This window comes from Candidatus Marithrix sp. Canyon 246 (assembly GCF_001723685.1).
Lineage (GTDB): Bacteria > Pseudomonadota > Gammaproteobacteria > Beggiatoales > Beggiatoaceae > Marithrix.
The window spans coordinates 177,849-191,001 of sequence record NZ_MCBX01000003.1 but is presented as its reverse complement, the minus strand read 5'-3'; the positions used below and the strand labels follow the sequence as shown (position 1 = coordinate 191,001).

Annotated in this window: 16 protein-coding genes; 4 read left to right on the top strand and 12 right to left on the bottom strand. The window is 35.6% G+C overall.

What is annotated here, in order from left to right:
• Nucleotides 1-123 precede the first annotated feature (123 nt).
• Both BHU68_RS03430 and BHU68_RS03425 read left to right on the top strand, forming a co-directional pair.
• Nucleotides 124-993 (top strand): hypothetical protein, encoded by an 870-nt coding sequence (locus tag BHU68_RS03430; RefSeq protein WP_069471949.1) that lies wholly within the window; start codon nucleotides 124-126, stop codon nucleotides 991-993.
• Nucleotides 994-1,165: 172 nt separating this feature from the next.
• Nucleotides 1,166-1,933, top strand: coding sequence for a Fic family protein (locus BHU68_RS03425; RefSeq protein ID WP_083235008.1), 768 nt, complete (start codon nucleotides 1,166-1,168; stop codon nucleotides 1,931-1,933).
• Between the two features lie 12 nt (nucleotides 1,934-1,945).
• Here the strand turns inward: BHU68_RS03425 and BHU68_RS03420 are convergent, their stop codons facing one another.
• Genes BHU68_RS03420 through BHU68_RS03375 form a run of 10 tightly spaced genes read right to left on the bottom strand, consistent with a single transcriptional unit; the run spans nucleotide 1,946 to nucleotide 9,420 of the window.
• Complete coding sequence (locus BHU68_RS03420; RefSeq protein WP_069471947.1) at nucleotides 1,946-2,494, bottom strand: AAA family ATPase; 549 nt, start codon at nucleotides 2,492-2,494, stop codon at nucleotides 1,946-1,948.
• Nucleotides 2,494-3,561, bottom strand: coding sequence for an endolytic transglycosylase MltG (gene mltG / locus BHU68_RS03415; protein WP_069471946.1), 1,068 nt, complete (start codon nucleotides 3,559-3,561; stop codon nucleotides 2,494-2,496). Before mltG ends, BHU68_RS03420 begins: the two co-directional genes overlap by 1 nt.
• Nucleotides 3,555-4,796: a beta-ketoacyl-ACP synthase II gene (gene fabF / locus BHU68_RS03410; RefSeq protein ID WP_069471945.1), complete on the bottom strand. Its 1,242-nt coding sequence runs from the start codon at nucleotides 4,794-4,796 to the stop codon at nucleotides 3,555-3,557. Before fabF ends, mltG begins: the two co-directional genes overlap by 7 nt.
• A gap of 56 nt (nucleotides 4,797-4,852) precedes the next feature.
• Nucleotides 4,853-5,086, bottom strand: a complete 234-nt coding sequence (gene acpP / locus BHU68_RS03405; RefSeq protein WP_069471944.1) for an acyl carrier protein — start codon at nucleotides 5,084-5,086, stop codon at nucleotides 4,853-4,855.
• Nucleotides 5,087-5,100: 14 nt separating this feature from the next.
• Nucleotides 5,101-5,832 (bottom strand): 3-oxoacyl-ACP reductase FabG, encoded by a 732-nt coding sequence (gene fabG, locus BHU68_RS03400; RefSeq protein ID WP_069471943.1) that lies wholly within the window; start codon nucleotides 5,830-5,832, stop codon nucleotides 5,101-5,103.
• Nucleotides 5,829-6,740: an ACP S-malonyltransferase gene (gene fabD / locus BHU68_RS03395; RefSeq protein WP_069471942.1), complete on the bottom strand. Its 912-nt coding sequence runs from the start codon at nucleotides 6,738-6,740 to the stop codon at nucleotides 5,829-5,831. The genes fabG and fabD overlap by 4 nt, the downstream gene beginning before the upstream one ends.
• On the bottom strand, nucleotides 6,737-7,696 hold the full coding sequence (locus BHU68_RS03390; RefSeq protein ID WP_069471941.1) for a beta-ketoacyl-ACP synthase III: 960 nt from the start codon (nucleotides 7,694-7,696) through the stop codon (nucleotides 6,737-6,739). Before BHU68_RS03390 ends, fabD begins: the two co-directional genes overlap by 4 nt.
• Nucleotides 7,697-8,725 (bottom strand): phosphate acyltransferase PlsX, encoded by a 1,029-nt coding sequence (plsX, locus tag BHU68_RS03385; RefSeq protein ID WP_083234240.1) that lies wholly within the window; start codon nucleotides 8,723-8,725, stop codon nucleotides 7,697-7,699.
• Entirely contained in the window at nucleotides 8,722-8,907 is a 186-nt protein-coding gene (gene rpmF, locus BHU68_RS03380) for a 50S ribosomal protein L32 (protein ID WP_069471940.1), read from the bottom strand. Before rpmF ends, plsX begins: the two co-directional genes overlap by 4 nt.
• Nucleotides 8,908-8,925: 18 nt before the next feature.
• Nucleotides 8,926-9,420, bottom strand: coding sequence for a YceD family protein (locus BHU68_RS03375; protein ID WP_069471939.1), 495 nt, complete (start codon nucleotides 9,418-9,420; stop codon nucleotides 8,926-8,928).
• Nucleotides 9,421-9,453: 33 nt separating this feature from the next.
• Between BHU68_RS03375 and BHU68_RS03370 the strand changes: the two genes are divergently transcribed.
• A complete protein-coding gene (locus BHU68_RS03370) occupies nucleotides 9,454-10,032 on the top strand; it encodes a Maf family protein (protein WP_069471938.1) in 579 nt (192 codons plus the stop codon).
• On the opposite strand, the gene BHU68_RS03365 is transcribed toward BHU68_RS03370, so the two are convergent.
• Together BHU68_RS03365 and argS are read right to left on the bottom strand one after the other, a co-directional pair.
• Nucleotides 10,029-10,508, bottom strand: coding sequence for an SPOR domain-containing protein (locus BHU68_RS03365; RefSeq protein ID WP_069471937.1), 480 nt, complete (start codon nucleotides 10,506-10,508; stop codon nucleotides 10,029-10,031). The two genes, BHU68_RS03370 and BHU68_RS03365, sit on opposite strands and share 4 nt — an antisense overlap.
• Nucleotides 10,509-10,510: 2 nt before the next feature.
• Complete coding sequence (gene argS, locus BHU68_RS03360; protein ID WP_069471936.1) at nucleotides 10,511-12,217, bottom strand: arginine--tRNA ligase; 1,707 nt, start codon at nucleotides 12,215-12,217, stop codon at nucleotides 10,511-10,513.
• 268 nt (nucleotides 12,218-12,485) lie between these two features.
• Here argS and BHU68_RS03355 point away from each other — a divergent pair, with 268 nt between their 5' ends.
• Nucleotides 12,486-12,671 carry a hypothetical protein gene (locus tag BHU68_RS03355; protein ID WP_171900383.1) on the top strand — a complete coding sequence of 62 codons (186 nt, stop codon included), beginning with the start codon at nucleotides 12,486-12,488 and terminating at the stop codon, nucleotides 12,669-12,671.
• Nucleotides 12,672-13,153 lie beyond the last annotated feature (482 nt).

Here is a 13,153-nt window from a genome sequence, read left to right as displayed (position 1 = left end):
GCAGTCAGCGCAAGCTCAGATATTAATAGACAAATTTAAAAAAAAATGGTATTATTATTTATAACCTAAACCATATGAGAAATCATCATTTGTAATTTAAAGACCTTATTACCTAATATTCTTATGGATAAAAATGAAAAATTAAACCTGATAGTGCTATTGACAGTCATATCTACTACATCATATGCTTTGGAAGAAGATCATCATAAGCATGTTGGTAATACAAATATTAAAATCAACTATGGAACGCTAGATTTTGAGAACTCAAAAAAGAAAGACAATGGTAAACGTTATGGTATAGAACTAGACCATCAAGATCACAAACACCATTATCAGTTCTATTATGAAGAGACCTATACCGATACAACAAAGAGGCTCAATAAAGATCTAGAAGTAAAAAAACATACCTTAAAATATCAATATAACATATCCAAAAAGAATAACTTATCTTTATCCTATGCCAACATAGATGATAACCTGATGAAAGAGACTGATGGAGGTCATATTTATGGTTTAGGCTATCGCTACAAAACACTAAGTTTAACGCAATACCTTAGTGACTATAAGAACTTTGATGTTTATCAGAGTGATCTTAAACTTGGCTTCAAAAAAAAGTTTAACAATATAGAGTTTATCAGTGCAGTTATAGGGAAGTACATCCACCTCAACGATAAAAACAGCAATAACTTTAGCAAAAAAGCCAAGAACAACTACTTTAGCTTGGGACTAAAGGGTCATGCTCATTATAAAGGTTACCACCTTGGTGTAGGAACCTATCTAGGAGAACGTATATTTGCTGTTATGAATGAAGGACTTAAAGTACAACATCACGCTATGGAGTTTAAAGAGAGTTATATGCTAGGGATTGGCAAAAAGATCGACAACTTCCTGATTCACCTTAGATATGCTCAGCATAAAGCCAAAGAAGTACCTATTAATAATGATAATGTTAAGGTAAAAAATATTATGCTTGAGATTGATTATAAGTTTTAAATATCTTCAATGTTCCATGTAGGCGCGATTTAGGGCTGCTTTGGGCAAGCCTCACAACTTGGACGATAAAATATCCAAGCAATCACAATAGTGGTAATGGAAAGTGTTAAACCCAGTGATGCATTAGCTTAGAGCAAATAGTTTTGCAAAATCTTTAAAAATAAAGGATAAAATGATGAGCTATCAACCACCCTACCGTATCACTACAAAAATAACCCATTTTCTAACTAATATTGCTGAAATATTAGGAGAGATAAAATACATAGATTCAAAGCTGAATACGCCCAAACTACGCAAAATCAACAAGATCAAAACCATTACTGGCACACTGCAAATAGAGGGTAATAGTTTTTCAGAACAAAAAGTATCTGCTGTATTGGAAGGGAAAAGAGTATTAAGTACACCCAAAGAACTAGCCGAAGTGCAAGGGGCAATTGCTGTTTATGAGCAGTTTCCGCACTATGATTGCTATAATATAGATCATTTGCTCAAGGCACATCAATTGATGATGGGGCAAATATTAACCCGTGCTGGACACTTTCGCACACAATCTGTTGGTGTGTATGGAAAAGAAGGTGTTACTCATATTGCACCACCAGCAAATATGGTATCAGGCTTAATGGCTGAGCTGTTTGACTGGTTGCAACAGTCAGCAGAACATCCTTTAATTAGCAGTAGTATTTTTCACTATGAGTTTGAATTTATCCATCCATTCATTGATGGCAATGGTAGGATGGGTCGTTTGTGGCAGACACTGATTTTAAATAACTGGAAACCCCTGTTTCAAACTATACCAGTGGAAAGTGTGATCAGGGATTATCAACAGGATTATTATCATGCACTACAGCAATCGGGCAATGATGGAGAAAGCACTGTTTTTATAGAGTTTATGTTGCAGGTTATTTTGGAATCCATCCAACAGGTAACAGAGAGTATATGAAATATTATGCTTTTATCCAACTAAATCAATCCGTTCTTCAATACTCAATGTCTGGCGTGGAATTAAAATACTAGTACAATGTTGCCGTTCATCTGCACATAATCCTTGAATTAAGCTATTTAGATGTTCCATATAGGCGCGATTTAGGGCTGCTTTGCCTGTTTCATATACTAATGGTATTGCTGGTTGTACTATTATTAGTTTGTTAAAGTATTGCTTGCATACTTTAAAGCATTTGTTCAGATAGCTTTCTAGTTGAGAGTAATCGACTTCAGTGTCGCCTTGTATTTCTGCTAGTGTGTAAGCCATGAAGTCTATGGGAGTTCGATCTGTTATGAAAGCTTTGGTTTCTGCTTGCCAAATTGTAATAGCGGCTTCTATTACGTGGTGTTGAATTGATAAGCGAGTTTTAAAGTCTAGCGGCTGAGATGGATCTAATCCATGCTCTGCAAATACGCCGCTAGTGTTGGTTTTTACAAATTTTATTTGCTTTTGTTTGGCAATTGCTGCTGCTAATGTTGTTTTGCCAGTTCGATGACTGCCACAAATTCCTATGTTCATTAGCTGCGGCAGGCTTGACAACTTGGACGTTTTCTACACCAGCGTTTATAACTAGATGAATGTTTTGTTAGTAGATATTTTATCACTGCACAATCATGTTCTTTTAAGTTTGAAGAAAAATAATGGTAGCCTTGATTGCCTTTTGCAACAAAATATAGGGTAGTTCCTTCGCTAGGATGTAGAGCGGCTTCTATGGCTGCAATTCCGGGCATTGCGATAGGTGTTGGCGGTAATCCTTTGTATCTATAAGTATTATAAGGGCTATCAATTCTTAGATCTCGTTTGTAAATTTTGCCATCGTAAGCTTCAGATAGTGCATAAATCACTGTTGGATCAGTTTGTAATAACATTCCTTTTTTTAAGCGTCTGGTAAATACACCACCAATTAATGGGCGTTCTACAGCAGCAGCCGTTTCTTTTTCTATTATTGATGCTAATATTAAAGCTTGATATGGAGTTTTTAGAGGTAAATTATCATCGCGTTTTTTCCAAGCGGCTGCTAATTTGCTTTGCATCATTTTATAAGCTCGCTTTAAAAGCGCAACGTCGGTAGTTTTGCTGGTAAAAATATAAGTATCTGGATAAAAACGCCCTTCTGGATGCTGATTTGCAAATCCAAGTTTTGCCATGATCGTATCATTATCATCCAAAGTTTGAATTAGTTTCGGATGTTTACGTATTGCGGCTAAAACTTGTTTGAAATTCCAACCTTCAGGTATGGTTAATTTATACTTTACGGTTTTACCAGCAATCATTTTATCTAATAGTTGTTGAGGGGTAATTCCAACATTTATCAGATATTCTCCAGCTTTAATTTTATGAGCTTTTTTTTGCCAACGCGCTAAATTTACCCATAATAATGCAGTTGGGTAATTTAGAAGTTTTTTATCCATTAAGTTAATGGCAACGGTGCGCAAGGTGGTATTAGGCTCTACCATATGATGCACATCTTCAGATAATGCAATTGGCATATGAAGTTTATTTTTATAAACCCAATAACCACCTCCCGCTATTGTGCTAACTACGAGAGTGATGAATAAGAAGAGGAATAATAGGATTCTTAACATTTCCTAAACACCAAGCTGCCATTAGTGCCTCCAAATCCAAAGGAGTTTGACACTGCTACTTCAATTGTCATTTCTTTGGCTTGGTTTGCTACATAATCTAAGCCTTCACATTCAGGATCAATATTATGTATATTAATTGTCGGTGGTGCAACTTGATCGCGAATACTTAATATACTGAATATGGCTTCTAATCCTCCTGCTGCTCCTAATAAATGTCCAGTCATGGATTTCGTAGAGCTGATTGCTAAATTTTTCGCATAATCGCCAAAGGCTGTTTTTATTGCTAGTGTTTCTACTTTATCGCCTGCTGGAGTTGAGGTGCCATGTGCATTTATATAGTTTACTTGTTCTGGATTTATTTTTGCATCGTTTAAGGCATTTAACATGCAACGTCGTGCGCCATTGCCATCTTTAGGCGGTAAAGTCATGTGATATGCGTCACCACTCATACCTGAACCTACTAATTCTGCATATATTTTGGCACCGCGTTGTTTTGCAGTTTCATATTCTTCTAATACTAAAACGCCAGCACCATCACCTAATACAAAGCCATCACGATCAATATCCCAAGGGCGGCTAGCTGTTTCTGGATCGTCGTTACGGGTAGATAATGCACGGGCTGCTCCAAAACCACCCATTCCCATTTCTGAACTTGCCATTTCGGCACCACCAGCAATCATAACATCTGCATCACCATATTGAATTAGGCGAGCGGCATTTCCAATATTATGAGTTCCTGTGGAACAGGCTGTTGAAATTGCATAATTTGGACCCTTTAAACCATATTTAACTGATAAATTACCAGAGATCATATTTATAATATTAGCAGGTACAAAAAATGGGGATATTTTACGTACTCCAGCTTTTAAATAGGCATTATGACCTTTTTCAATTCCGGGTAATCCGCCTATTCCTGCGCCAATTGCTACACCAATTCGTTCTGCATTAGTTTCTGTTATTTCTAATCCTGCATCTTCAATAGCTTGAGTTGCAGCAGCAATTCCATAATGGATAAATGGATCCATTTTTCTTGCATCTTTAGCTGACAAATATTGTTTTACATCAAAACCTTTGACTTGCCCTGCTATTTGACTAGGAAAACTAGAAATATCAAAATTGGTGATTTTTGCAATACCACTTTTGCCTGCTAATATAGCTTTCCAACTTTCTTCTACTGTTAAACCTACTGGAGAAACAGCTCCTAAACCAGTAATTACTACACGTCTTTTAGTCACGATATTTATGTTGTAGGTTGGGCTGACAAAAGTAAGCCCAACGGATTGTTATGAAATTATTTTTGATGATCCTGTATATAAGAAACTGCTTCTTTTACAGTTGTAATTTTTTCTGCATCTTCATCTGGAATTTCGCATCCAAATTCTTCTTCTAATGCCATTACTAATTCAACTGTATCAAGAGAATCTGCACCTAAATCATCAACAAAAGAGGAATCTGTTTTAACTTGATCTGCTTGAACACCTAATTGTTCTACAACTATACCTTTTACTTTTTCTTCAATACTCATTTTATATTTTCTCCTTATGACATATACATGCCACCATTGACATGTATGGTTTCACCTGTAATATACCCCGATGCTTTTGAGGCTAAAAATACTACCGCAGCTGCAATATCATCTACATTGCCAATACGGTTCAGTGGGATATTTTTTAACATTGCTTCTTGTTGTTTTTCTATCAATCCACGTGTCATATCGGTTTCAATAAATCCCGGTGCAACTGTGTTGACTGTAATATTACGACTACCTACTTCTTTTGCAAGTGATTTGCTAAATGCTATTGTACCGGCTTTTGCCGCTGCATAATTTGTTTGCCCAGCATTTCCAGTTAAACCTATTATACTGGTAATTGTAATTATACGTCCATGTCGCGCTTTTGTCATTGGGCGCAATACGGCTTTTGATAGGCGATATACTGAACTTAAATTGGCATCAATTACTGCATTCCAATCATCATCTTTCATGCGTACAAATAATGAATCACGAGTAATACCAGCATTATTGACTAGAATACTCGGACTTTGTATGTCATCAAATAAGTTTTTAATGCTATCAGTATCTGTAATATCTAGTACTTTGCCTTCACCTTGATAATCAGTTAAATATTCAGTGATGTTATCAGCACCAGCAGAACTAGTTGCGGTTCCAATAACAACAGCTCCTGCTTGGGCTAAAGCTAAGGCAATTCCTTTACCTATTCCACGACTAGCTCCTGTTACTAAAGCTATTTCTCCAGTTAAATCTAAGTTCATGCTGCTGTCTCTAAAGCTTGTTCTAGTGTTTTTGCAGTTGTTTGACGCGAAATGCGTTTATTTAAGCCGGTTAATACTTTTCCAGCTCCGCATTCAATTAATGTGGTAACTCCTTCTGCAATCATCTTTTCAATTGTTGCTACCCATAGCACTGGATTATGTAATTGCTGTACTAAAGCTGTAGCAATATCAGGTGCTTGGGTTTTTATGGAGGTATCTACATTGTGAATTACGGCAATTTTTGGCACTGTTATAGTGACATCTTTTAATCTTTCAGCCATTTGTTCAGCAGCGGGTTTCATTAAGCTACTATGAGATGGAACGCTTACAGGTAATTTAATTGCCTTTTTTGCACCAAGCTTTTTAGCTGCTGCAATTGCAGCTTCTACTCCGGCAGCATTCCCAGCAATAACAACTTGCCCGGGGGCGTTAAAATTCACTGCTGAAACAACTTGTGCTTGAGCTTTACAAGCTTCAATCACTTGTTCATCTTTTAAACCTAAGATAGCCGCCATTGCACCTTCACCTTCTGGCACTGCTGCTTGCATAAAACGCCCACGATCTTGGGCTAAGCTAACTGCATCTTCATATGCTAATGCACCAGCACAAACTAAGGCACTATATTCACCAAAGCTATGCCCTGCCATAAAGCTAGGTTTGCTACTACCACCTTGATCTTGCCAAATACGCCATAAAGCTACACTAGCAGCTAATAAGACGGGTTGGGTTTTTTCGGTTTGATTTAAGCTTTCTTTTGGTCCATTTTGACTTAGTTTCCATAAGTCATAATGTAAAATATCACTTGCTTGTTCAAAGGTTTGCTGCACTATTGGGTAAGTTGCATTTAAGTCGGCTAACATTCCGACTGATTGAGAACCTTGCCCGGGAAAAATAAATGCGTGTGTCATAATTTAATTAAAGCTGCTCCCCAAGTAAATCCTCCACCGATTGCTTCTAATAACATAGTATCCCCACGTTTAATACGTCCATCACGTACACCTACATCTAAGGCTAATGGTATTGATGCAGCTGAGGTATTACCATGTTCTGATACGGTTAATATTACTTTTTCTATAGGTAGATTTAATTTTTTGGCGGTTGCGGATATAATCCGAATATTTGCTTGATGGGGAATTAACCAGTCAATATCACTAGTATTTAATTGATTTTTTGTCAAGACTTCTTCAACTAGACTGCCTAATATTTTAACTGCAAATTTGAAAACTTCATTACCTTTCATTTCGGTAAAGCCATTACCATCAAGTTTGCCTTGTCTAACTGTAGCAGGAACGGTTAATTTATCTTTATGGGAACCATCAGCATGTAAGCTAGTAGATAAGATACCGGGTTCTGAGCTGGCTTCTAATATCACTGCGCCGGCACCATCACCAAATAATACACAAGTATTACGATCTTTCCAATCTACTAAGCGCGAAAAAACTTCTGCACCTATAACTAAAGCGCGTTTGACGCTGCCAGTTTTGATAAATTTATCGGCAATGCTTAAACCATAAATAAAACCACTACAAACAGCTTGTACATCAAATGCAGCGGCATGATTATTCCCTAATCGTTCTTGTAGAAGGCAGGCAGTGCTAGGAAAAATTCGATCCGGCGTAGTAGTAGCTACAATGATTAAATCTAATTCAGCAGCATCAAGATTAGCTGCTTCTAATGCGCGACGAGCCGCTTGTTCTGCTAAATCGCAAGTTCCTTGATCAGCAGCAGCTAAATGACGAGTACGTATGCCAGTGCGTTCTACGATCCATTGATCGCTAGTTTCTACCATAGTTGCTAATTCTGCATTAGTCAAAATTCTATCTGGTAGATAACCACCGGTTCCAATAATACGAGAATAACTCACTCAGTTTGCCTTTTGTTCGTTTAACAAGGTTGCTAATTGTTGGCTAATTTTTGATGGGACGTTTTTTTGTACTTCAATTATTGCTTCTCTAATGGCATAGCTAAATGATAATACATCAGCACTACCATGACTTTTGATAACAATACCACGTAAACCTAATAAACTTGCCCCATTATAACGACGCGGATCAATTTTATTACGTATATCTTTTAATATCGGCAGACAAATTAATGCTGCTAAACGTGTCAGCCAATTTTTATTAAAACTTTGTTTCACATAATGGCTGATCATTTTAGCCACACCTTCTGTGGTTTTTAAAGATACATTACCCACAAAACCATCACATACTACGACATCAACAGTACCTTTGTTAATATCATCGCCTTCAACAAAACCAATATAATTAATATCGGAAATCGCATTTAAGCGTTTTGCTGCCGCTTTAATTTGTTCATTGCCTTTTATTTCTTCTTCGCCAATATTTAATAATCCAATACGTGGATTAGCTAAATTATCGACGGCTTCAGCTAATACTGAACCCATGATTGCAAATTGAAATAATTGTTCGGCACTGCTGTCAATATTAGCACCTAAATCAAGTACATGGGTAGTTGTTTCTTCCATGTTAGGTATTGCACTAATTATAGCAGGGCGATCAATACCGGGTAAAGTTTTTAGTACATAACGAGCAGTTGCCATTAATGCACCAGTATTACCAGCACTAACACAAGCATCTGCTTCACCTTGCTTAACTAAATTAATAGCAACGCGCATAGATGAATCTTTCTTATAACGTAAAGCACGCGAAGGAAGTTCATCCATTTCTACTCGTTGAGTAGCATGATGAACAGATAAGCTTTGTTGTATTTTAGTAGATTGTTGAGCGATTAAAGGATTTATTACCTTTTCATCACCAACAAGAGTTAGCTCTACATTATCAAATTCTGCTAATATTTGTGCAGCGGCTGGAATAACTATTGATGGTCCATGATCACCACTCATCGCATCTAATGCAATACGCAGTGTCAACTATTATCATCCTTAGTTGTAATGATTTTACGTCCTTTATAATAACCAGATGGGCTAATATGATGACGGAGATGTTCTTCTCCTAATGTGGGTTCAATAGATAAAGTTGGTCCCTTTAAGCTATCATGGGAACGGCGCATACCTCGTTTGGAACGGGTTTTACGATTTTGTTGGACTGCCATATTTTATTTATATTCCTATTATAAATTTAAATTTTCTAAAATTTTAAAGGGGTTTTCTTTCAGATCTTCTGGATCTGATTTTAATCTTTTATATTGATTTGATGAACAATCTGTATGATAGCTTACAATCGGTAATGCTAACAGTAGTTCATCTTCAATCATATTATATAATGAAACTTCAGGATTTGTAAGTATTAAAGCTTCATAATTCTGAGGTACTTCTTGATCTTCATTATTTAATATGATTAACGCAACTTTTGTCTCAATTGGTAATAACATCACTTGCAAACAACGTTGACATAACACATTTACAGTTGTTTGTATATTACCTGTAATAATTGAGCGATGTTGTTCATTAGTTGTAAAATGCCAATCAATTTCTACAGTTCCATCTTGATTATATAGACTATCCTGTAATCTTGACATTTCTGCTAGATCAACATTTCCTTTTAAATGACAATCTTGCAAAGTAAAACGCTTTGCATCAATAAAATTGGGTAATTTATCTAACATTTAATGTATGTATTATATAATAAATAGAAAAATATGTCAAAAACTTTAGTACTTGCTTCAACATCTCCATTTAGAAAAGAAATTCTAAGTCGTCTTCATATTGCTTTTGAAACTGTTGCACCATTAGTTGATGAAACACCGCTTGAAAATGAATCGCCAACTCAATTGGTAACTCGTTTATCTATATTAAAAGCCAAATCTGCTAAATTAGAACGCGCTTTAGTTATAGGTTCTGATCAAGTCGCAGTTGTAGATAATAATACCATTTTAGGTAAACCGGGTAATCATGAACAAGCAGTGAAACAATTAAATCAGGTTTCTGGTAAACAAGTAGATTTTCTGACTGGATTATCAGTAATTAATACTGAAACTGATAAAATTCAAACTGATGTAGTACATTTTGCTGTTAAATTTCGCCAACTCACAAGCACACAAATAGAAAATTATTTAAAAATAGATCAACCTTATAATTGTGCTGGTAGTTTTAAATCAGAAGGTTTAGGTATAGCCTTATTAGATAGAATGATTGGTAGTGATCCAACAGCAATAATAGGTTTGCCTTTAATTCGTCTGGTTCGTATGCTTGAGGCTGAAGGTTTCTCAATTATTTAATATTTTCTAACAATCGCATTTATACCGTTGGCTTTTAATTTCGCGCTGGTTTGATTTAATTTATTTAAATCTGTAAATGGTCCAATTTGAACTCGATACCAACGCCCTTTGTTAGTCAAGTTAGTTTTTGCAATATTAGTTGTTATACCGAATGATTCTATATGTCTTTTTAATCCTTCAGCACCATCTTGTTCTCGATAAGAACCAACTTGTAATAAATATCTACCGGGATTTGTGACTAATTCTGTTACTGGTTTATTAGTTTCAGTTTTTATTACTGAAGGATAATAAAATTCAAATTTTCCATATGGCAGTGGTTTTTCAGACACTGGTGCTGGTATTGTGGCTTTTTGAGGAGGCGTTTTTTGTAAATAAAATAAAAATGATACAAATACCCCCATAAAAAATCCAACTAATAACCAAGTCCAACCCGGTGGGCAAGAATTTTGTTGTGTACGTCGCCTTCTAGTTGCCATAATTACATTACCTCTGGTGCTTTTACACCTATAATGGTTAAACCATTACGTAATACTTGTTGTATAGCGGCAATTAAACTTAAACGAGCATTACGTAAGTCGTCTTGATCATCTATTAAAATTTTATTTGCATCATAAAATGTATGGAATTGTTGTGCTAGTTCACGTAAATAATATGTAATTTGATGTGGTTCATAGACAGCGGCTGCGTTTTCTATCATTTCTGGATAACGCGATAATGTCACAAATAAAGCTTGTTCGTGTTTATTACTTAACAATTCCAAATTTGCATTTTCATATTTTATATTATCTAGTTTGCGAAATACACTTGAGATTCGTGCGTGTGCATATTGTATATAATAAATTGGATTTTCATTCGATTGAGATTTAGCTAATTCTAAATCGAAGTTTAAATGCTGTTCAGATTTACGTTGTATATAAAAAAAGCGAGCAGCATCAGTTCCAACTTCTTGACGTAATTCACGTAAGGTTACAAATTCGCCACTACGAGTGGACATTTTTAAACGTTCTTTGCCACGATATAGTGCCGCAAATTGTACTAATAATACTTTTAAACGTTCTGCATCCATGCCAAGTGCAGTGATTGCCGCTTTGACTCGTGCCACATAACCATGATGATCTGCACCCCAAATATTAATTATTTTATCAAAATTACGTTCAAATTTATTTAAATGATAAGCGACATCTGAAGCAAAATAGGTAAATTGTCCATTGTCACGAACCAGCACTCGATCTTTTTCATCACCAAAAGTAGTGGATTTAAACCATAAAGCACCATCTTTTTTATAAGTGTGTTCTGCTAAACGATCAATGCAAGAAGTTAGACGTGATTCAGGAAACCATTGATCATAAACCACACCAAATTGTTCTAAATCAAGACGAATATTTTCTGTAATTACATCTAAAGCGCGTTGAAAAATTATCTTATATTCGCTCTCACCAAGCAATTGTTGACAACGTTGAATTAAACCATCAATATGTAATTCTTTATCAGCAATATCTGGAAGATTATCAAATACTACACTGCTAGTATGTCGCCATTTATCGCCTTGCTCACGATGAAGACTAGCTGCTATATCCCAAATATAATCTCCTTGATAAGCATTAGCAGGGAAGTTCAAAGTTTCTCCAGCCAATTCTAAATAACGTAACCAGACACTAATTGCCAAAATATCCATTTGTCTGCCAGCGTCATTAATATAATATTCTTTATGCACTTTATAAGAAACAGCAGATAATAAATTAGCTAATGCCGCACCATAAGCAGCACCACGCCCATGTCCAACATGTAATGGACCAGTAGGATTGGCGGAAACAAATTCAATCATTACTGATTGCCCAGCACCAATATTACTGTGTCCATATTTGTCTTTATTTTCTAATATATCTGTTATGACTTTAGAATAAGCTTGTGGCGTTAAAAATACATTGATAAATCCCGGACCCGCAATTTCAAATTTTTTTATAGCAGGATTATTATTATTTAATTGTTTAATAATTTTTTCTGCCAAAGCACGCGGAGGCATGGCGGCAGTTTTAGCTAAAATTAAAGCGGCATTACAAGCAAAATCTCCATGATTTTTATCACGAGTTCGTTCTATAGAAACATTGACGGTTTCAGGGATTATGTTTTGATTTTTTAATTCAGTTAATGCTTGAGTAAAAAGATTGCTTATATATTGTTTCAAGGTTGACTCTCAATAGTAAAAAATAATATGAATTATTATATTCACGAACTTTGCCATATATATGATGTAAAAAGCTAGATAACAATCTAGGATATTGTTATAATAGTATATGTACTGATTTGGGTAGGAATTGCATATAAACTTTTTTAAAAAGTGACCATTTTAATTAAGTGAAAAATATCTATTAACCCATAAAAAAAACAATAAGTACTAACTATAGAAGATAGTTAGCTCTTATTTGGTACATAAAAGGAGACACAAAATGGCTTTGATAACATGGTCTAATGAGTATTGCGTAAATATTAATGATATTGATGAAGAACATCAAGAACTAATTACTTTAATTAATAATCTTGAAAACGCTTATAAAGCGTGGCAGAATAAGCTTGTAGATCATAGTTTATTCAGATGGTATTTTAATGAATTTACTATGGTGCGACTCGTTTCTAACTAACTGAAATCGAAGTAGTATTCAGGGATTAGAGTACTGAACAGGAGTTCAGTATAACTGATAAAAATGGTAGGGTTAAAAACCCAGAACATTAGTTGAAATATGTTCAAAAGCATTACCCGGCTGGCGCAATGACACGTTGCTGGTTGAGCAAGGGTAAAAAGCCGTAAAAGGATGAAAGGCAAGCAAGATAGTATGGCTACGCAAGAAATTAGCGTTTGAAGCGTCGGTAATTCGAAAGGACACAACAGGTTAGTAAATCACAGTTCATAGTCTGTGATTTAATCAACTCAAGAACCTCGGCGTAAAGCTAAAGCCTAAACGATCAATGAATACATTTTTATCGGAACGAGGAAAAACGGGTGTAGTAAAGCACTCTGTTGTGGTAGTTTTGCAACACACGAGGTCAGCAGTCAACTGATAGCGCAGCATCCGGGTAGGAACTAAGGGGAAATTATATGGATATAGGATTACCTTAGTGTCAT